The 18906-nt window shown below is 63.2% G+C and carries 19 protein-coding genes; 11 read left to right on the forward strand and 8 right to left on the reverse strand.

Translation table 11 applies throughout. The features are described from left to right. Positions 1-9 precede the first annotated feature (9 nt). Positions 10-618: a heme ABC exporter ATP-binding protein CcmA gene (ccmA, locus tag NKJ72_RS23910; RefSeq protein WP_352479675.1), complete on the reverse strand. Its 609-nt coding sequence runs from the start codon at positions 616-618 to the stop codon at positions 10-12. A 283-nt stretch (positions 619-901) separates the two neighbouring features. On the opposite strand from ccmA, the gene acnA reads away from it, so the two are divergent. After that, positions 902-3592 carry an aconitate hydratase AcnA gene (gene acnA, locus NKJ72_RS23915; protein WP_352479676.1) on the forward strand — a complete coding sequence of 897 codons (2691 nt, stop codon included), beginning with the start codon at positions 902-904 and terminating at the stop codon, positions 3590-3592. Positions 3593-3634: 42 nt separating this feature from the next. Here acnA and NKJ72_RS23920 read toward each other — a convergent pair whose 3' ends face one another. Continuing rightward, the gene (locus NKJ72_RS23920; RefSeq protein ID WP_352479677.1) at positions 3635-4306 is read right to left on the reverse strand and encodes a ceramidase domain-containing protein; all 672 of its coding nucleotides are present in this window, start codon (positions 4304-4306) and stop codon (positions 3635-3637) included. A gap of 175 nt (positions 4307-4481) precedes the next feature. Between NKJ72_RS23920 and NKJ72_RS23925 the strand changes: the two genes are divergently transcribed. Both NKJ72_RS23925 and NKJ72_RS23930 read left to right on the forward strand, forming a co-directional pair. Beyond that, entirely contained in the window at positions 4482-5231 is a 750-nt protein-coding gene (locus NKJ72_RS23925; protein ID WP_352479678.1) for a DUF1223 domain-containing protein, read from the forward strand. A gap of 476 nt (positions 5232-5707) precedes the next feature. Further along, positions 5708-6094 (forward strand): DUF2794 domain-containing protein, encoded by a 387-nt coding sequence (locus NKJ72_RS23930; protein ID WP_254817869.1) that lies wholly within the window; start codon positions 5708-5710, stop codon positions 6092-6094. 4 nt (positions 6095-6098) lie between these two features. Here the strand turns inward: NKJ72_RS23930 and NKJ72_RS23935 are convergent, their stop codons facing one another. The 4 genes from NKJ72_RS23935 to NKJ72_RS23950 form a co-directional block, all read right to left on the reverse strand. Continuing rightward, a complete protein-coding gene (locus NKJ72_RS23935; protein ID WP_352479679.1) occupies positions 6099-6668 on the reverse strand; it encodes a GNAT family N-acetyltransferase in 570 nt (189 codons plus the stop codon). A 109-nt stretch (positions 6669-6777) separates the two neighbouring features. Continuing rightward, on the reverse strand, positions 6778-7557 hold the full coding sequence (locus tag NKJ72_RS23940) for a Bax inhibitor-1/YccA family protein (RefSeq protein ID WP_254817871.1): 780 nt from the start codon (positions 7555-7557) through the stop codon (positions 6778-6780). Between the two features lie 219 nt (positions 7558-7776). Then, positions 7777-10326 (reverse strand): ABC transporter permease, encoded by a 2550-nt coding sequence (locus tag NKJ72_RS23945; RefSeq protein ID WP_352479680.1) that lies wholly within the window; start codon positions 10324-10326, stop codon positions 7777-7779. Next, entirely contained in the window at positions 10326-11036 is a 711-nt protein-coding gene (locus NKJ72_RS23950) for an ABC transporter ATP-binding protein (protein WP_352479681.1), read from the reverse strand. The genes NKJ72_RS23945 and NKJ72_RS23950 overlap by 1 nt, the downstream gene beginning before the upstream one ends. A 108-nt stretch (positions 11037-11144) precedes the next feature. On the opposite strand from NKJ72_RS23950, the gene NKJ72_RS23955 reads away from it, so the two are divergent. From NKJ72_RS23955 to NKJ72_RS23970, 4 genes are all read left to right on the forward strand, one after another. After that, positions 11145-11789 (forward strand): arylesterase, encoded by a 645-nt coding sequence (locus tag NKJ72_RS23955; RefSeq protein WP_352479682.1) that lies wholly within the window; start codon positions 11145-11147, stop codon positions 11787-11789. A gap of 137 nt (positions 11790-11926) precedes the next feature. Further along, positions 11927-12523, forward strand: a complete 597-nt coding sequence (gene thpR / locus NKJ72_RS23960) for an RNA 2',3'-cyclic phosphodiesterase (protein ID WP_352479683.1) — start codon at positions 11927-11929, stop codon at positions 12521-12523. A gap of 6 nt (positions 12524-12529) precedes the next feature. Continuing rightward, positions 12530-12826, forward strand: a complete 297-nt coding sequence (locus tag NKJ72_RS23965; protein ID WP_352479684.1) for a 4a-hydroxytetrahydrobiopterin dehydratase — start codon at positions 12530-12532, stop codon at positions 12824-12826. A 92-nt stretch (positions 12827-12918) separates the two neighbouring features. Further along, positions 12919-13281 (forward strand): YkvA family protein, encoded by a 363-nt coding sequence (locus NKJ72_RS23970; RefSeq protein WP_352479685.1) that lies wholly within the window; start codon positions 12919-12921, stop codon positions 13279-13281. 40 nt (positions 13282-13321) lie between these two features. Here NKJ72_RS23970 and NKJ72_RS23975 read toward each other — a convergent pair whose 3' ends face one another. Then, the gene (locus NKJ72_RS23975; RefSeq protein WP_352479686.1) at positions 13322-13930 is read right to left on the reverse strand and encodes a methyltransferase family protein; all 609 of its coding nucleotides are present in this window, start codon (positions 13928-13930) and stop codon (positions 13322-13324) included. A gap of 362 nt (positions 13931-14292) precedes the next feature. On the opposite strand from NKJ72_RS23975, the gene NKJ72_RS23980 reads away from it, so the two are divergent. From NKJ72_RS23980 to NKJ72_RS23990, 3 genes are all read left to right on the forward strand, one after another. Then, positions 14293-14799, forward strand: a complete 507-nt coding sequence (locus NKJ72_RS23980; RefSeq protein ID WP_023721899.1) for an invasion associated locus B family protein — start codon at positions 14293-14295, stop codon at positions 14797-14799. 261 nt (positions 14800-15060) lie between these two features. Next, a complete protein-coding gene (gene rlmN / locus NKJ72_RS23985; protein ID WP_352479687.1) occupies positions 15061-16293 on the forward strand; it encodes a dual-specificity RNA methyltransferase RlmN in 1233 nt (410 codons plus the stop codon). Beyond that, positions 16290-16742 carry a hypothetical protein gene (locus NKJ72_RS23990; RefSeq protein ID WP_352479688.1) on the forward strand — a complete coding sequence of 151 codons (453 nt, stop codon included), beginning with the start codon at positions 16290-16292 and terminating at the stop codon, positions 16740-16742. The genes rlmN and NKJ72_RS23990 overlap by 4 nt, the downstream gene beginning before the upstream one ends. Before the next feature lie 39 nt (positions 16743-16781). Here NKJ72_RS23990 and NKJ72_RS23995 read toward each other — a convergent pair whose 3' ends face one another. Then, positions 16782-17423: a LysE family translocator gene (locus tag NKJ72_RS23995; RefSeq protein WP_352479689.1), complete on the reverse strand. Its 642-nt coding sequence runs from the start codon at positions 17421-17423 to the stop codon at positions 16782-16784. Positions 17424-17591: 168 nt separating this feature from the next. Here NKJ72_RS23995 and NKJ72_RS24000 point away from each other — a divergent pair, with 168 nt between their 5' ends. After that, entirely contained in the window at positions 17592-18815 is a 1224-nt protein-coding gene (locus NKJ72_RS24000) for an argininosuccinate synthase (RefSeq protein ID WP_352479690.1), read from the forward strand. The last annotated feature ends 91 nt before the right edge of the window (positions 18816-18906 follow it).

Genomic DNA, 18906 nt, shown 5'->3' on the forward strand with positions numbered 1-18906 from the left:
GCACCAACATCAAACGGCCTCGCCCATCACCAGCCCTTGTGCCCGCTCGATCCCCAGCGGCAAATGCGTCGCCGCGACCACGATCCCACCACTCTCGAGGTGCTTCTCCATCAATTCGCCGACTCTCTCCTCCGAAACCTTGTCCAGTCCTGCGGTCGGCTCATCAAGCAGCCACAATGGCCGATGGCTGACCAGCAGTTTTGCAATCGCCGCGCGCCGGCGCTGGCCGGTCGAGAGATAGCCGAACGGCAGATGGCCGATGCGGCCCAGGCCGACGGTTTCCAGCGCCTCTTCGACACCCGCAGAGCCCGCGCCCGAAAAATCGCGCCAAAAGCACAGATTCTCCTTGACGCTCAGCGCCGTCTTCATCGCGTTGAGGTGGCCGAGATAGTGACAGGCCGAGGCGACCGACGGGAAGTCTTCGCCACCACCTTCGAACCGCACACGGCCTGCCGCCACCGGCAACAGACCGGCGATGATCCTGAGCAGCGTCGATTTGCCGGCGCCGTTCGCCCCGGTGACGACCAGCGCCTGGCCATCCCCCAGCGCGAATTCGATGGCGGAAAATACCGACTCGCCGCCGCGTTCGCCGCCCAGATTTTCGGCGATCAGCCGCATCCGTTCCCCTTCGCCGAAAAGTACAAATGCGGCTTCGGTGCGCCGCAGCAAAAATGGCGATTCCGTGTCTAGAACTATTCCAGAAAATTCTCTATATCCGCATCATCCGTGCCAGCGGTCGGCGCGGGAACCGAATTTGCGCCGAACCAGCGCGCGTGCCGCCTTGAACGGCCCGGACGCTTGGGAACGGACAGCGGAAATGGCCGTACCCGCACCTTTGCGCGTGATTTGCATGCCCACTGGCGTCCGTTCCCTCCCGGCAACCGACAGTTAGGGATCGCACGTGTCCAAATCACTCGACAGCTTCAATTGCCGCCGCACGCTGACCGCCAGCGGCACCGAGTACATCTACTATGACCTTGTCGAGGCCGAAAAGAACGGCCTCACAGGCATTGCCCAATTGCCCTATTCGATGAAGGTGCTGCTGGAGAACCTGTTGCGCAACGAGGACGGCCGTTCCGTTACCAGGGAGAGCATCCAGGCGGTCGCCGGCTGGCTGACCGACCGGGGCACTGCCGGCGTCGAGATCGCCTATCGCCCGGCCCGCGTTCTGATGCAGGATTTCACCGGCGTTCCGGCTGTGGTCGACCTTGCCGCCATGCGCGACGCCATGGCCTCGCTCGGCGGCGACCCGCAAAAGATCAATCCGCTGGTGCCGGTCGATCTGGTCATCGACCATTCGGTCATCGTCGATGAATTCGGTACGCCGCTGGCTTTCGCCCGCAATGTCGAGCTTGAATATGAGCGCAACGAGGAACGCTATAAATTCCTGAAATGGGGCCAGCAGGCGTTCCGCAATTTCCGCGTGGTGCCGCCCGGCACCGGCATCTGCCATCAGGTCAATCTCGAGTACCTCGGCCAGGTGGTGTGGACCAACAGCGAAGACGGCCAGACCACCGCCTATCCCGACACCTGCGTCGGCACCGATTCGCACACCACCATGATCAACGGTCTTGGTGTGCTCGGCTGGGGGGTCGGCGGCATCGAGGCGGAGGCCGCGATGCTCGGCCAGCCGGTTTCCATGCTGCTGCCGGAAGTCATCGGCTTTCGCCTCACCGGCAGGTTGAGGGAAGGCGTCACCGCTACCGACCTGGTGCTCACAGTCACCCAGATGCTGCGCAAGAAGGGCGTCGTCGGCAAGTTCGTCGAATTTTTCGGTCCGGGCCTATCCAACATGACGCTGGCCGATCGCGCCACCATCGGCAACATGGCGCCGGAATATGGCGCCACCTGCGGGTTCTTCCCGGTCGACAGCGAAACCATCCGCTACCTCACCATGTCCGGTCGCGACGAAAGCCGCATCGCCCTGGTCGAGGCTTATTCGAAGGCACAAGGCCTGTGGCGCGATGCCGGCTCGGCCGATCCGGTCTTCACCGACCTGCTGGAGCTCGATCTCGGCAGCGTCGTCCCGTCGATGGCCGGCCCCAAGCGGCCGGAAGGCCGGGTCGCCCTTGAAGACATTCCGGCCGGCTTCGCCAAGGCGATGGAGACCGAATACAAGAAGGCCGCCGAAATCGACAAGCGCTATGCCGTCGAGGGGACGGACTACGATTTTGGCCATGGCGATGTCGTCATCGCCGCCATCACCTCCTGCACCAACACCTCGAACCCGAGCGTGCTGATCGGCGCCGGGCTGTTGGCGCGCAACGCCAACCGGCTCGGCCTCAAGCAGAAGCCGTGGGTCAAGACCTCATTGGCGCCGGGCAGCCAGGTCGTGGCCGAATATCTCGAGAAATCCGGCCTGCAGAAGGAACTCGACCAGATCGGCTTCAACCTGGTCGGCTTCGGCTGCACCACCTGCATCGGCAATTCCGGCCCGCTGCCGGCGCCGATCTCCAAGACCATCAATGATAAGGGCTTGATTGCCGCGGCAGTCTTGTCCGGCAACCGCAATTTCGAAGGCCGCGTCTCGCCCGACGTGCAGGCGAACTATCTCGCCTCGCCGCCACTGGTCGTCGCCCACGCGCTGGCTGGGACCGTGACCAAGGATCTGACCACCGAGCCGCTCGGCGAGGATCGCAACGGCAATCCGGTCTATCTCAAGGATATCTGGCCGAGTTCGGTCGAGATCCAGGAATTCATCGAGAAGAACGTCACGCGCGAATTGTTCGCCCGCAAATATGCCGACGTCTTCAAGGGCGACGAGTACTGGCAGAACGTCAAGGCGCCGGAAGGCCAGACCTACGCCTGGGACGACAATTCCACCTATGTGCAGAACCCGCCCTATTTCGCCGGCATGACGTCAGGCTTCGGCAAGATCGGCGATATCAAGGGCGCACGTGTGCTCGGTCTGTTCGGCGACAAGATCACCACCGACCACATTTCACCGGCCGGTTCGATCAAGGCGGCCTCCCCGGCCGGCAAGTACCTCACCGACCACGGTGTCGGCGTCGCCGATTTCAACCAGTACGGCACGCGCCGCGGCAATCATGAGGTAATGATGCGCGGAACCTTCGCCAACATCCGCATCCGCAACCACATGCTGGGCGAGAACGGCCGCGAGGGCGGCTACACCATCCATTACCCGTCGAAAGAAGAGGAATCGATCTACGACGCCGCCATGCGCTACAAGAAGGAAGGCGTGCCGCTGGTCATCTTCGCCGGCGTCGAATATGGCAACGGCTCGTCGCGCGACTGGGCGGCCAAGGGCACCAATTTGCTGGGCGTCCGCGCCGTCATCGCCCAGTCCTTCGAGCGCATCCACCGCTCCAATCTTGTCGGTATGGGCGTCATCCCCTTCGTCTTCGAGGAAGGCACCTCATGGGCCTCGCTCAACCTCAAGGGCGACGAACTGGTTGAGATCGACGGACTGGGCAACATCAAGCCGCGGCAGAAGATGATCGCCAGAATCACCTACGGCGACGGCAGCGTCAAAGAGGTCCCGATCATCTGCCGCATCGATACGCTGGACGAGCTCGACTACTTCAAGAATGGCGGCATCCTGCAATACGTGCTGCGCGATCTGGCAGCATAGAGAGAGGGGAGTACGGCAGTAAGGGAATAGGGAACGCTTCCCCTATTCCCCTATTCCCGGCTTTCCAAACCGTGCTGTCGCCGCCAGCAGCACACCGAGCATCAGCCCGTTGAGGATGTGCCACAGGAAGTGCGTGCCGAGCGGGAAGCTGCCGCAGACCAGCGGATCGATCATCCGGCAGATGACCGACACGACGAAGATCGCCGAGCCCGCCAGATTGTACCAGCCGGCACGGTTGCCGCTCGCCGCCACCAAGGCGCCGAAGAAGGCGAGCGCCAGGAAGGGCGGCAGATAGCCGGTCGTGCCGTTCGACGCCTCGCGCAGCCAGTCCGGCACGGCAAAGGTCACCAGCCCGGCGACGGCATAGAAGGCGACGAAGATGGCGATCGCCTTGCCCCATTTCATGCCGAGAAAACGCCGCAGGTTGAACAGCGTGTAGGCCAGCGTGAACCCGGCGATCGGCAGCACGTCGGCCCAGACCGTGCCACGGTTGGCAAAGGTGTGGAACAGCGACGAGCCGACGCCGATCGCCACCACCCACCAGGCCAGCACTTCGGCGAAGATACCGGTGCCGCGCTTGCGCACCTGCCAGACACCCCACAGCCCGGCGGCAAAAAAAGCCAGATTGCTGAGCGCATTGAGCGGTTCGGCCCAGAGTTCCGGCCCGGTCCGCTCGCAGTACAGGTCGACCGGCGCCAGGAGAGATTGCCACATGCTGATTGCCGCCCGAATCGCTTCCATCGTCTAGTGCAAGTCCACCTATTGCGCCCTTGCCAGCGGTTGCAACGGCAAAATTTCACCGCAACGTGACTTCCCGTTGACTGCCGCTTCTGCCACATATTTCGACAACCAGAACAAAGCCGGCGTCACCGGCGGGATCGGAACGGCCATGCCATCTCGAAGACCATTGCGGCTTGCGGCCCTTGCGCTGGCCCTCTCGGCATTTGCCGGAAGTGCCTTTGCCGAGCCAACCGACAAGCCGTTAGGCGTCGTCGAGCTCTTCACCAGCCAGGGATGCAACTCCTGTCCGCCGGCAGATGAATTCTTCGCCGAGCTCGCCGCCAAGGACGACATCGTCGCGCTCGCCTATCATGTCGATTATTGGGATTACCTCGGCTGGCAGGACACGCTGAGCCGCAAGGAAAATACCGAGCGGCAATACGAGTATATGCGCGCCTTCGGCAGCCGTTCCGTCTACACCCCGCAAGCCGTCATAAACGGCCGCAGCCATGTCAACGGCGCCAGCCGCAAGGAAGTCGACGGCGCGCTGGCCCGCATGGAGAGGGTCGGCGAAGGCATGCGCGTCGGCATCAAAGTCAGCCGGACCAGCGATCGCGTCATGATCGATGCCGGCGACGCCGTGACCGGCCCCGCCGACGCGCATGTCGTCATCGTCTATTTCAACCCGCCGCAGACGATAAAGATCGGCAAGGGCGAAAACAGCGGCCGCAGCATGACCTACTGGAACGCCGTCTCCAGCATCCAGACCGCCGGCATGTGGCACGGCAAGGCGCAGCGCTACGAACTGCCGATGAGCGAGATCGCCAAGAAGGGCGGCTGCGCCGTGCTGCTGCAGTCGGTCGGCAAGGACGGCATGCCCGGTCCGATCCTGGGCGCAGCCTTTATCCGCAAGCCTTAGATAGAGCGCTCCTCCTTGTTCCCTGTGGGAGAAGGGATAACCGCGCTCAAGCCTCCGACGACAGCCTACTGGAGGGATCGCACCGCCACGGCTCGGGCCAATAAAAAACCGGCGTCAGCTTGCTTCTGACGCCGGTCATTTAGGTTTTGGGATCGTCGCACCCGATCTTTCCAAGGAAAAACCGAGGTTGGTTCGATCCGACGCAGACCCGTGGGCGGGGGGCTTGGGGTTTACGAGCCGGTGCCGGACCGAACCGTCTCAGGCAACACCGGTAAATTCGTCGGACATTGGGGCATGAGCACGGATAAAAAAAGGCAGGATTGTGGCGAAGCATCACCAATTCCAACAGGCGTTTCGCAAACGTGACTGGACGCTGGAGAAACCGCACGGCGCTGCCCTTGCCCGGCCGGGCCTTGCAATTCGGCAACGAAAGCGCCAACTTTGGTCGGCGTACGATTCATTGCGAGGATCCAGGCATGACTGATCGCAGCAGCGGGATGGAGGATGGGGACGCATCCGCAATACTGATCCCGCTGCATGAGGCAAGACGCGAACGCCTCGACCAGCCGGTGCAGTTCGACCGGCGCGAACTGGACCAGATCCTCAGGCTCTATGGCCGTATGGTTGCCGCCAATGAGTGGCGCGACTATGCCATCGACCATCTCGCCGACCGCGCCGTTTTTTCTGTCTTCCGCCGCACCAGCGAAGTGCCGCTTTTCCAGATCGTCAAGGATCCGAAGCTGGCGCGCCGGCAAGGCGCGTTCGCCGTCATCGCCGCCGGCGGACGCATCCTCAAGCGCGGCCAGGAGCTCGGCCGGGTGCTTGGCGTGTTCGACCGAACGCTGAAGCTGGTCGAAGCGTAACCTCTTATTTTTGTTCGCGGAACTTCTGCTCGGGCAGCGACTGCGGATCAGGCGGGATCGACGCCCCGCCATTGATCGGCAACTGCATGAACACCGTGTCGAGCCAGCGTCCGTGCTTATACCCTGAGCCTTCCAGGCGGCCGGAATGACGAAAGCCGAGCTTCTCGTGCAACCGCACCGAGGCGCTATCGGGCCGGCCGTCGCCGATCACCGCGATGATCTGGCGAAAACCTGCCGCCTTGGCCGCTTCGATCAGCCCTTGCATCAAGAGCAGCCCTACGCCTTGCCCTTTGGCCTTGGGCGCGACATAGACGGAATCCTCAACGACGAAGCGGTAGGCCGGGCGCGGCCGGAACGCCCCGGCATAGGCATAGCCGAGCACGCTGCCGGCCTTTTCCGCAACGAGATAGGGAAAGCCGCCCGCCATCAGGTTGTCGAAGCGCGCGCCCATCTCGGTGCGGCTTGGTGGCTCGAGTTCGTAGCTGGCAGTGCCATTCGTCACCGCGTCGGCATAGATTTCCGTGATCCGGTCGAGATCGGCCGACGTCGCGGCCCGCAAGGTGATGCTGCTCATAATTTAGGCACGTCGTTCATCTGCCCTATATCACAGCAAAAGCCGGCACAAAAGAAAAGGGCGGCCATTGGGCCGCCCTTTCCAAACTCGCTGGTCCAGGAAACCGTATTTAGCGACGGTCGCCCATGAACTGCAGCAGGAACATGAACAGGTTGATGAAGTCGAGATAGAGCCTCAGTGCGCCCATGATCGCCTTGCGGCCGGCGACATCAGTCTCGTCGCCCTCGAAATACATCTCCTTGATGTTCTGCGTGTCGTAGGCGGTGAGGCCTGCGAAGATCAGCACGCCGATCGCCGAAACGGCGAAGGAAAGCGCCGACGACTGCAGGAAGATGTTGATCACCATCGCGATGATCAGGCCGACCAGGCCCATGACCAGGAACGACCCGAATGCCGAGAGATCGCGCTTGGTCGTGTAGCCGTAGAGCGACAGTCCGCCAAAGGCGGCGGCGGTGGCGAAGAAGGTCTGCGAGATACTGGCGGTGGTGTAGACCAGGAAGATCGACGACAGCGACAGGCCGACGAGGCCGGCGTAGACCCAGAACGTCGTCTGCGCGGCCGAAACGCTCATCGACTGGACGCGGAACGACAGGAACATCACCGCTGCCAGCGGGGCAAAGATCACCAGCCATTTCAGCGGCGAGCCGAAGATCGCGTAGCCGAACGAGGTCAGCATCTCGCCGCTTGGCAACGTCGCGACCGCCGAGGCGGGATCGCTGGTCGTGGCCAGCATGATTGTGCCGACCGCGGCAAGGCCGGTGATGAGGAGGCCAAGCCCCATCAGATTGTAGACCTTGATCATGTAGGCCCGCAGGCCCTGGTCGATGGCAGCATCGACGCCGGCGCCGGGCACGGCGCGCGTCTGATAATTGCGAACGGGATCAGCCATGGAAATCCTCATATTGCTTCTGCCCCGTCCGGTGTCAGGTCCATTTGAACCCAGGCGCCGCTGGCGGGGCTCCAGCATGCCTGCGCCGAAATATGATGGTTCTTGGTGTAAAGGACAAGACCGTAACCAAACGTAATGCGCCGTGAAGTGCGGGAGATCCGGTTTTATTGGCCTTCCCGCCCGGAACATTAACGAGATTTAATCAAAACCGGCTCTGGCTCAAAGATTCCGCAGCACCGGCGCCGCCTTGTGGCCCAGCACCCGCCACGTGCCGGCAAGGCCGATGCCGACCGTGACCACCAGTGAAAAGCCGATGGTCGCCACCGCCACCTCGGGCATGAAGTGCGATGGCAGCGTCATGATGCGCGCGACGACGAACCATGCCGCCACACCGCCCGCCGCCAGCGCGAAGATCGCGGTGGCAAGGCCGATCAGCATGTATTCCAGCGAAAACGCGGCGATCAGCGTTTTCCTGGTCGCACCCAGGGTCTTCAGCACCACCGCGTCGTGGATGCGAGCCCGGTTGCCGGCGGCGAGCGCGCCGGCCAGCACCAGCACCGAGGCGATCAACGCCACGCCCGCTGCCGCCCTGATTGCTGTGCCGAGCTGCGCCACCAGCCGGTTGACGATTTCGAGCGCGTCCTTGACCCTGACCGTCGTGACCGCGGGAAAGGCACGCGTGACGGCATTGAGAAGATGAGCGTCGTCGGCTGCCGACGCATTCGTCTCGGTAAGCGTCGCCAACCAGCCGTGTGGCGCCCCGGCGAATGTGTTGGGCGAGAACACCATGACGAAATTGATGCCCATTGTTTCCCATTCGACCTGGCGGAAATTGGCGATCTTGGCCGTGATGTTGCGGCCGAGCACGTTGACGGTGACGGTGTCGCCGAGCTTCAGCCCGATCTCGTTGCCTTCCTTGGCGGAAAACGAGACCAGCGGCTCGCCGGCATAGTTCTCCGGCCACCAGCTGCCCTCGGTCAGCGTCGCATTCTCCGGCATCTTTGCGTCATAGGTCAGGCCGCGATCGCCGCGCAGCACCCAGGCGCCCTCGGCCGGAACCTTGACCTTGTCGACAGCGACGCCGTTGAGCGCCATCACCCGGCCGCGCAGCATCGGCACCTTGATCAGCCTGCCCTGCGGCGCCTCTTTGGCGACCAGCGCAGAGAAAGCATCGACGTCGCCGCTCTGGATATCGACGAAGAAGAAGTTCGGTGCCCGTTCCGGCAGGCTGCCCGAGATCTGCCGCCTGAGATTGCCGTCGATCAGCGCCAGCGTCACCAGCAGCGTCAGCCCGAGGCCAAGCGACAGAACCACCGATGGCGTCAAGGCGCCTGGCCGATGGATGTTGCCGATGGCGAGCCTGAGCGCGGTCGAACGCACGCGCGGGCTTTTCTTTGCCGCCCACTGCACCAGCGAGCCGACGACACGCAGCACCAGGAACGACACCACCGTGGCCCCAATGAAGATCGAGGCAATACGGCGGTCGTCGGAAAACAGGATCACCAGTACCGCCAGGAGCAGGGCGATGCCCAATGCCGCGGCGATGTAGAGCGGGTGGGGAAAACCGCGGCCCTCGAAACCCATTTCGCGAAACAGCGCCGTTGCCGGCACGTCGCGGGCGCGGCCGAGCGGAAGCAAGGCGAAAGCCAGCGTCACCAGCAGCCCGAACAGCGCTGCCATGCCGAGGGCGCCGGGATAGAACCCACCTTCCGCCGGCACAGGAATAACCGATTGGAGTGCGGCGCTGGCCGCGAATGGCATCAATGCGCCGAGCACCAGGCCCAGCGTGATACCGAGGGCGGCGATCATCAGGATCTGGACCAGATAGACGGTAAAGACGAACCCGCCCGAAGCCCCTAGGCTCTTGAAGGTGGCGATGACGCCGCGCTTGCCGTCGAGATAGGCACGCACGGCATTGGCCACGCCGACGCCGCCGACCACCAGCGCCGTCAGCCCAACCAGCGTCAGGAATTGCGAGAACCGCTCGATGTTCGAGGACAACGCCGGCGCCGCGTTGCTGCGCGTGCGGATCGACCAGCCGGCCTGCGGGAACTCTTTTGCCGCCTGCTCCTGGATCGCCTTGATCTGTGCGTCGCCGGTGCCGCCGGGCAGCCGGACCTTATAGGCGTTCTCGACCAGGCTGCCCGGCTGGATCAGGCCGGAAGCGGCAAGCCCGTCGGTCGACACCATCAGCCGCGGCGCAAAGCCGAAGCCATCCGACACCGCATCCGGCTCGTTGACCAGCCTTGCACGCAGCTCGAATGTCGCGCTGCCGAGCTTCAGCCGGTCGCCGATGCCAAGGTTCAGCCGCTCGAACAAAAGGTCCGGCGCGGCGGCGCCGAAGACGCCGGATTTTTCGCCGAACAGATCCTCTCGCGACAGCACCGGCTCGGTCTCCAGCGCGCCATAGAGCGGATAGGCGCCGTCGACCGCCTTGGCCTCGACCAGCGCCTGGTCGGAGCCGTCCTCGAGCCTGGCCATCGAGCGCATGTTGGCACTGTGCGAAACCGTGCCAAGCCGGTCGAGGAAGCTGCGTTCGGCTCTGGTAAGATCGCGCTGGTTGAGCTGGAATTGGACATCGCCGCCGAGCAGCGTCTGGCCCTGGTCGGCAACACCGGCGGAAATCGCTTGCGCGACAGAATTGACGCCGCCGATTGCCGCGACGCCGAGCGCGATGCAGGCAAGGAAGATCAGGAAGCCGGACAGCCCGCCACGCATTTCGCGCAGCGAAAACCGAAAGGCGAGCCTCAGTGTTTGCGACAGCGGCATCAGGCGGTCACCTTGCCGGCCCTGGTGGCCGGCTCAGGCGCGTCCTCGATCAGCCCCGACCGCATCGACACCTGGCGCGAGCAGCGCGCGGCGAGTACCGGGTCATGTGTGACCAGCACCAGCGTCATGCCGCGCTCGGCGGCCTTGGCAAACAGCAGGTCGGCGACGTGCCGCCCCGTCGCCTGGTCGAGATTGCCGGTCGGCTCGTCGGCGATCAAGATGCGCGGCGACGGCGCCAGCGCCCGGGCGATAGCCACGCGCTGTTGCTCGCCGCCAGACAATTCGCCGGGGTAATGGGTGACGCGATCGCTGAGACCGACCGCCGCCAGCTCGCGCGCCGCCACGCCGAACGGATCGGCATGGCCGGCAAGCTCCAGCGGGACGGCAACGTTTTCCAGCGCCGTCATATTGGGGATGAGATGGAAAGACTGGAATACGATGCCGATGTTTCGCCCCCGAAACGATGCGATCTGGTCTTCGCTTTTGCCGTTGAGCAGCTCGCCGGCAATTCGAACCGTGCCCGAATCGACCCTTTCAAGCCCAGCCAAAACCATCAGCAGTGTCGACTTTCCCGAACCGGAGGGTCCAACGATGCCTGTCGCCTCGCCGCCCGCCACATTGAGGCTGACGCCCTTCAGCACATGGACCGAGGAGCCACCTTCACCGAGCGTCAGCGATACGTCTTTCAGCGAAATGACGGCTTCTTCCAAAATCAAATCGTCCTATATGGAGGATGAAGGCTAGAGCATCCGATGCTCGACAAAGATGAAAACCCGCCTTCGCCAACAGATGTTCCTGGTTCATATGGGGCCTGCCGCATGGCTTTCAAACACACCTTTGCCGCAGCCTTCGCCCTTTTCCTCGCCGTTTGCGGCGCCATTTCGTCGGCGAGCACCGAACCCTTCACCATTGTCGGTTTAGGCGACAGCTTGATGGCGGGTTATGGCCTCGGGCCAGGTCAGGGCTTCACCGAAAAGCTGCAGGCGGCGCTTCGCGCCAAGGGCTACGATGTCACGGTCGCCAATGCTGGCGTCTCCGGCGATACGACGAGCGGCGGCCTGTCACGGCTCGACTGGTCGGTGCCGGACGGAACGCAACTCGTCATCCTGGAGCTCGGCGCCAACGACATGCTGCGCGGCGTTTCGCCCGCCATAGCGGAAAAAAACCTGGACGCCATGCTGGCAAAACTGAAGCAGCGCAAGATCGCCGTTTTGCTTGCCGGAATGCGCGCGGCGCCCAATCTCGGCGCCGACTACCAGAAGGCGTTCGACGCAATCTTTCCGCGACTGGCTGAAAAATACGGCGTGCCGCTCTATCCTTTCATTCTCGAGGGCATCGCTGGTCAATCCGTCCTGCAGCTCGAGGACGGCCTTCATCCGAACGCCGGAGGCGTCGACCGCATCGTCGAGGGTATCCTGCCCGGTGTGGAGAAGGCCATTGCAACGGTGCGGGGTAATTCCTGAAGGCGAGGGTTCGCCGCCGCACTACATTCCGTAGGGGAAGCTTTTAGGCAGCCCTGCGACCAACAAACCGCTTGCCCCGTTCGAATATCGATGATTCGCTAGGTGCAAGAGTTCGATTCGAGGACAGGAGGCTTCCCATGCCGCGTCTTTTTACCGCCCTCGAAATACCGCGTGATGCCGCTCTTTCGCTGTCCCTGCTCAGGGGCGGCCTGCCCGGAGCCCGCTGGATCGACGTCGAGAACTACCATCTGACGCTGCGCTTCATCGGCGATGTCGAGGGCCATGTCGCCGACGAAATCGCCAACGCGCTCGACCGTGTTCACCGCTCCTCCTTCCCGCTGACGCTGTCCGGCGTCGGCGCCTTCGGCCAGAAGAAGCCGCATGCGGTGTGGGCCGGGGTCGCCGCTTCGCCCGATCTTTCCGCGTTGCAGGCCGAGATCGTGCGCATCTGCCAGCGGCTCGGCATCCCGGCCGACCCGCGCAAGTTCATGCCGCATGTGACGCTGGCCCGCCTGCGCAATTCGAGCCCGCTCGATGTCGCCCAGTACCTGTCGGCACGCGGCAATTTTTCGACGCTGCCGTTCCGGGTCGGCCGCTTCGTGCTGATGTCGTCGCGCGATTCGGTCGGTGGCGGGCCTTACGTCGTCGAGGAGGCCTGGCCGCTTTCAGGTGCCGACAACCGCATCGCCAGCCGTTTGGTCGGCGCCGCCGACGCTTCGCGGATCATGCGGTAGGCGGATATGACCAGGGAGAAACTAGCAAAAGAGGCGATCCGCGCCGAACTTGCCGGCCTCGAAGGCTGGTCGCTGGCCAAGGATGGCGGCTCGATCACCCGCACCTTCACCTTCAAGAATTTCTCCGAAGCCTTTGCCTTCATGACCCGCGTCGCCCTGGCGGCGGAGAAGATGGACCACCATCCCGACTGGTCGAACGTCTACAAGACGGTAAACGTGACCCTCAACACGCACGACGCCGGCGGCCTGACGGCGCTGGATTTCGATCTGGCCAGAAAGATGAACCGCTATTTCGGCGGCTGAGCCTATCTGCACCTTGCAGCGAGGTTCGGCTTTCACCACATTTTGCCTCGCGGTCATGCGTGAAGTCACGCGACGGCCGCACGGAGAGATTGATGGCGCAAAAATCCGGTTTTGATTTCTTCGGCCCCGGCAGCAAGCCGGGCAACGAGAGTGAAGTGCGCGACAAGTTCTGGCGTACGGCGAAGAAAGCCGCCCGGCATATCCCGTTTATGGAAGAGGTGGTCGCCGCCTATTACTGCGCCATGGACAAGAAAACGCCGCTTCGCGCCAAGGGCACATTGCTGGCTGCGCTCGGCTATTTCGTACTGCCGACGGACGTCATCCCCGATTTTATCGTTGGGCTTGGCTTCACCGACGACATCGCCGTGCTGACCGCCGCGATCACAACCGTCAGCGCCCACATCACGCCCGCGCACCGGCTCGCCGCCAAACAGGCCATCGCCGACAAGAGCTGAGCCGGCACGGCGCAAAAAATCGCGCGAGACTTTCCGGCCGTCAAACCCACCGCCGCACCCGCGCCTTGTAGGCGCGATAGGCATCTCCGAACTTCCGCTCGAGATAGCGCTCTTCCGGCGCGATGACGCCGGTATTGATCACCCACAGCAGGGGGATGACGAGCGCGATAGCCCAAAGACTTCCGGCGGCGACGCCGAGGCCCAGATAGATGAGGGTCGCTCCCAGATATAACGGGTTTCTGGTCCGCCGATAGATACCGTCGACGACCAGCGCCGTCGTTGGCAAGGTCGGTGGTATGTTGGTTCCAGCGGCCTGAAAGCGGCCCGCCGCCATAAAGAGGAACACGAAGCCGCACACCGCGAGCACGGCGCCGGCCAGATAGCGGGCGAGCGCCTGCCCGGCCATGACAGGCAGCGGCGCGAGCACCTCGAGCACGGTTGCCGCCGCCAGGAAGCCGAGGAAAATCAAAGGCGGTAGCGCAATGACCCCGGGCACGTCGGACGCGCCCGATCCGCCCGCCGCCTCTCCGCCATCCGACCGGGGAACCGCGCCGCTAGCCGCCGCGCGGACGGCGACACGAATGCCGAACACGATCGCCAGGACGACTGTGCCGCCCGCGAGGATCAGGACTGTCTCGGAAATGGCCATGGCCAAATCTCCCGTAAGCCGCCAAGGAGGGCACCCTGGCCGAGTGCCGTAGCGACGAACGCAGACATGGTACCGCCTGCAGGGAAATTCGTCACGTACCTCAAGAAAAGCGGGAATCGCCGCGAAACCTAGCTGCTTGAAAAGTCAAACTCTTGCCGTTTTCGTGGCCTCCAAGTCGCGGCAGGGACAGTGCGCCAGCCGCTTTTTCGAGCGGCAGCGCGAAGACGGCGGCGGTTTCCTGGCGTGAACATCCTTTTCTCAGGGGAAATTCACCGTTTGGTAACCCAGATTAAATCAAAATGAAGCGACGGGCAGGACGCCGAGCCGGCCTGCCGCCGCACCAGTGGAATACGGGAAAAGCGATGCGCGGATTGATTGCTATAGTTTCCAGCCTGGCCCTGGTGGCCCTGACGGCGCCCGCGCTGGCGCAGTCGGCCACCAAGATCGGCCAGCATAATGCCTGGGGCACCTACAGCTATCAGGCGTCGGGCGGCGGCAAGGTCTGCTATGTCCTGACCGTGCCAACCGACAAGCAGCCGCCGACGCTCGATCACGGCGACATGTTCTTCTTCGTCAGCCAGCGGCCGGGGCAGCAGGTGTCCTACGAGCCGCAATTCATTGCCGGCTATACCTTCCAGGAGGGTTCCAAGGCCACCGTCACCATCGACAAGAAGTCTTTCTCGATGTTCACGCGCGGCAAGTCGGCCTGGGTCGAGAACGCCGCCGAGGAGCCGGTGCTGATCGCCGCGATGAAGACCGGCACGGACATGAAGGTGTCGGCCAAGTCCGGCCGCGGCAACACCACCACTTACGTCTTCTCGCTGAAGGGCATCTCGGCGGCGCTGGCCTCGATCGCCAAGTGCAAGTAGGCGGTTAGGCGCGGTCTTCCCTTCCCTCCTTGTGGGAGAAGGTGGATCGGCGCGCAGCGCCGAGACGGAAGAGGGGTGTTGGACGGAACGCGGTCGGCGCCAAGCTGGAACACCCCCGACCGAGCTACGCTCGGGCCACCTTCTCCCAGGGGAGAAGGGAAGACCACCTGCATGACTCCGCCGCGAACCTGTGCTATGCGCCGCGCTTCATTTCGGGCACGATGCTGTATTCGGCCGCAAATCGCTTATATTGGCGCAACAATGACCCTTTCATTCGATCTCACCACTGAGGGCGCGCGTGACGCGTTGCGCACCCGCACGACGCCTGAAAAGCCGTCGCTGATCGGCCTGACGCGCGCCGAACTCGGGGCCGCCCTCGTCGCCGCCGGCATCGTGCCGGAGCGCCAGGCGAAAATGCGCGCCCAACAGCTCTGGCATTGGATCTATGTGCGCGGCGTTTCCGACTTTGCCGGCATGTTCAACATCTCCAAGGATCTGCGCGCCGCGCTCGACAGGCATTTCACCGTTGCCAGGCCCGAGATCGTCGAGGAGCAGATTTCCTCCGACGGCACGCGCAAATGGCTGTTCCGCTTTCCGCCGCGCGGCGCCGGCCGGCCGGTCGAGATCGAGACCGTCTACATTCCCGAAGAAGGCCGCGGCACGCTCTGCATCTCGTCGCAGGTCGGCTGCACCCTGACCTGCTCCTTCTGCCACACCGGCACGCAGAAGCTGGTGCGCAACCTGACCGCCGAGGAAATCCTCGCCCAGCTTTTGACCGCCCGCGACCGGCTCGGCGATTTCCCCGACCGCGACACACCCGACGGCGCCATCGTGCCGGCCGAGGGCCGGAAAGTGTCCAACATCGTCATGATGGGCATGGGCGAGCCGCTCTATAATTTCGAGGCGGTGAAGAAGGCGCTGCTGATCGCATCCGACGGCGATGGGCTTTCCCTGTCGAAGAGGCGCATCACGCTCTCGACATCGGGTGTCGTGCCCGAGATCTTCCGCACCGGCGAGGAGATCGGTGTGATGCTGGCGATCTCGCTGCACGCCACCAATGACGATCTGCGCGACCTTTTGGTGCCGATCAACAAGAAGTATCCGCTGAACGAGCTGATCGCTGCCTGCCGGGCCTATCCCGGCCTTTCCAACGCCAAGCGGATCACCTTCGAATATGTGATGCTGAAGGACGTCAACGATTCGATCGAGGACGCCAAGGCGCTGGTCAAGTTGCTCAAGGGCATCCCAGCCAAGATCAATCTGATTCCGTTCAATCCGTGGCCGGGCACCAACTACCAGTGCTCGGACTGGGAGACGATCGAGAAATTCGCCGACTACATCAACAATGCCGGCTATGCTTCGCCGATCCGCACGCCGCGCGGCCGCGATATCCTCGCCGCCTGCGGTCAGCTCAAGTCGGACTCCGAGCGTATGCGCAAGGTCGACCGGCTGGCGCTGGAAGCGATGATGATCGCGGGGCATGGCGAGGTGTGAATCGCGTCGTCGCCTATCTGATCCGCTTCGCCGTCATCCTTGTCGGCTATGGCGTTGCTTCGCTGGCGGCAAGCGCCTTCCTTAACATCATGTTCCTGGCGTCTCTTGGGCTGATGACGGACGAGACGCAACCGGCGGCGCAGGCTTCGCTGTGGTTTTCAGTCCCCTTCGTCGGGCTGTTCGTCGCCTATTTCGCTTTCATGCCGGCGGCGATCGCCATCCTGATTTCCGAGATCCTTGGCCGGCGGGACTGGCTGTTCTATGCACTGGCGGGCGCGGCGGTGGCGGCGGTCTTCCTCGGCTTCGTCCACCAGACGGCCGATGCCAATTTCGAGGTTACCAACACCAGCGTCATGCTGGCGGTGATCGGCTGCGGTATGGTCGGCGGTATTTTCTACTGGCTGAGCGCCGGGCGCTCGGCCGGAAGCTGGCGCCAGATCAGCGCATGACCCGAACCAAAGGTTCGGAAAGGATCATGCGCAAAGTACCTATTTCGCCTGGGCGGTCAGGATCTTGAGCGCGAAGGCCGAAAAAACTCCGGCAAACAGATAGTCGACGACGCGGGTCACACGCGGGCTGGATTTCATCGCGGCCGAGAATTTTTCCGCCGCCAGCACCATCGGCGCCGTCACCGGGATCGCCAGCACGACGAACATCGCGCCGAGGAAGAACAGCTTTCCCGGCGCGTTGGGATCATGCGCGGAGACGAATTGCGGCAGGAAGGTCATGAAGAACAGGATGATCTTCGGGTTGAGCAGATTGACCCCGAGCCCCGCGGCCCAGCTGCGGAACAGCGAGATCTGCGGCCCGCTCTTCTTCTCCGGTGAAAACGCCGACCCTTTTGTGATCGCCTGCCATGCCAGGAAGACCAGATAGCCGGCGCCGAAAATCTTCAGCACGAAGAACGCCATCGGCGAGGCGACGATCAGCGCCGAGACGCCGACCACCACCAGCGTGGTGTGAATTAGTGTGCCGCACAAGGCGCCGGCCATAGAGGCAAAGCCGGTGGCACGGCCCTGGCTCAGCGTGCGCGAGACGAACAGCGTCATGTCAGGCCCGGGTGTGATCGCCAGGATGAAGGTGGCGATGGAAAACTGGATAAGCGTCGTACTGTCGGGGATGAAGGACATGGCTCGTCTCGTAGCGGCAAAAGACGGCGCAGCCATAGCGCAGGACCCGTGTGCTCGCCAGCCTCTGAGCGATACAGCATCTGGTCCAGGCATCGTTCGTCCCTTGCGCTGGCCTAAAACGCCGTGATACCTCGCCCGCGAAGAACCCCTGTCGCGGAACTGCCCACCATGTCGAAAGCAAAACCCGTCAAGAAAGTCGTGCTCGCCTATTCCGGCGGCCTCGATACCTCGATCATCCTGAAATGGCTGCAGACCGAGCTCGGCGCCGAGGTCGTCACCTTCACCGCCGATCTCGGCCAGGGTGGCGAACTGGAGCCGGCTAGGCGCAAGGCCGAGATGATGGGCATCAAGGACATCCGCATCATAGATGTCCGCGAGGAGTTCGTATCCGATTTCGTTTTCCCGATGTTCCGCGCCAACGCCGTCTATGAAGGCAGCTATCTGCTCGGCACCTCGATCGCCCGGCCGCTGATCTCGAAACATCTTGTCGAGATCGCCAGGGAGACCGGCGCCGACGCGATCGCGCATGGGGCCACCGGCAAGGGTAACGATCAGGTGCGTTTCGAGCTTTCCGCTTATGCGCTGAACCCCGACATCAAGGTCATCGCACCCTGGCGCGACTGGTCGTTCAAGTCGCGCACCGACCTGATCAACTTCGCTGAGCAGCACCAGATCCCGGTGCCGAAGGACAAGAAGGGCGATGCGCCGTTCTCGGTCGACGCCAACCTTCTGCACTCCTCCTCCGAGGGCAAGGTGCTAGAGGACCCGTGGAGCGAGCCGCCGGAATTCGTCCACCAGCGCACCATATCGCCGATGGATGCGCCCGATGAGGTCACCGAGATCGAGATCGAATTCCTCAAGGGCGATCCGATCGCGCTCGACGGCAAGAAACTGTCGCCGGCGACGATGCTGGCGGCGCTCAATGATCTCGGCCGCGACAACGGCATTGGCAGGCTAGATCTGGTCGAGAACCGTTTCGTCGGCATGAAATCGCGCGGCGTCTACGAGACCCCCGGCGGCACCATCCTGATATCGGCCCACCGGGCGATCGAATCGATCACGCTCGACCGCGGAGCCGCCCATCTCAAGGACGAGTTCATGCCGCGCTATGCCGAGCTGATCTATAACGGCTTCTGGTTCGCGCCCGAGCGGCTGATGCTGCAGGCGATGATCGACAAGAGCCAGGAAGACGTTGAAGGCACCGTGCGGTTGAAGCTCTACAAGGGCAACGTGATTGTCACCGGCCGCAAGTCGAGGAAGACGCTCTATTCCGATGCGCTGGTCACCTTCGAGGACGACCGCGGCGCCTATGATCAGAAGGATGCCGAAGGTTTCATCCGCCTCAACGCGCTCAGGCTGCGCACGCTGGCGGCGCGTAGTCGAAAAAGCTGACATCTGAACAGCACCCTGGGGCCGCTCCACCGATCCCGTGAAAGCTGAAACGGTTCGAGAAACCCGGCGGAGACGCCGGGTTTTATTTGTT

The organism is Mesorhizobium sp. M0045, from assembly GCF_040323385.1.
Lineage (GTDB): Bacteria > Pseudomonadota > Alphaproteobacteria > Rhizobiales > Rhizobiaceae > Mesorhizobium.

Coding starts and splice junctions, on each gene's coding strand:
- ccmA (WP_352479675.1), bottom strand. CDS start 618: ATGCGGCTGATCGCCGAAAATCTGGGCGGCGAACGCGGCGGCGAGTCG.
- NKJ72_RS23920 (WP_352479677.1), bottom strand. CDS start 4,306: ATGTGGCAATCTCTCCTGGCGCCGGTCGACCTGTACTGCGAGCGGACC.
- NKJ72_RS23925 (WP_352479678.1), top strand. CDS start 4,482: ATGCCATCTCGAAGACCATTGCGGCTTGCGGCCCTTGCGCTGGCCCTC.
- NKJ72_RS23930 (WP_254817869.1), top strand. CDS start 5,708: ATGACTGATCGCAGCAGCGGGATGGAGGATGGGGACGCATCCGCAATA.
- NKJ72_RS23935 (WP_352479679.1), bottom strand. CDS start 6,668: ATGAGCAGCATCACCTTGCGGGCCGCGACGTCGGCCGATCTCGACCGG.
- NKJ72_RS23940 (WP_254817871.1), bottom strand. CDS start 7,557: ATGGCTGATCCCGTTCGCAATTATCAGACGCGCGCCGTGCCCGGCGCC.
- NKJ72_RS23945 (WP_352479680.1), bottom strand. CDS start 10,326: ATGCCGCTGTCGCAAACACTGAGGCTCGCCTTTCGGTTTTCGCTGCGC.
- NKJ72_RS23955 (WP_352479682.1), top strand. CDS start 11,145: ATGGCTTTCAAACACACCTTTGCCGCAGCCTTCGCCCTTTTCCTCGCC.
- thpR (WP_352479683.1), top strand. CDS start 11,927: ATGCCGCGTCTTTTTACCGCCCTCGAAATACCGCGTGATGCCGCTCTT.
- NKJ72_RS23965 (WP_352479684.1), top strand. CDS start 12,530: ATGACCAGGGAGAAACTAGCAAAAGAGGCGATCCGCGCCGAACTTGCC.
- NKJ72_RS23970 (WP_352479685.1), top strand. CDS start 12,919: ATGGCGCAAAAATCCGGTTTTGATTTCTTCGGCCCCGGCAGCAAGCCG.
- NKJ72_RS23975 (WP_352479686.1), bottom strand. CDS start 13,930: ATGGCCATTTCCGAGACAGTCCTGATCCTCGCGGGCGGCACAGTCGTC.
- NKJ72_RS23980 (WP_023721899.1), top strand. CDS start 14,293: ATGCGCGGATTGATTGCTATAGTTTCCAGCCTGGCCCTGGTGGCCCTG.
- rlmN (WP_352479687.1), top strand. CDS start 15,061: ATGACCCTTTCATTCGATCTCACCACTGAGGGCGCGCGTGACGCGTTG.
- NKJ72_RS23995 (WP_352479689.1), bottom strand. CDS start 17,423: ATGTCCTTCATCCCCGACAGTACGACGCTTATCCAGTTTTCCATCGCC.
- NKJ72_RS24000 (WP_352479690.1), top strand. CDS start 17,592: ATGTCGAAAGCAAAACCCGTCAAGAAAGTCGTGCTCGCCTATTCCGGC.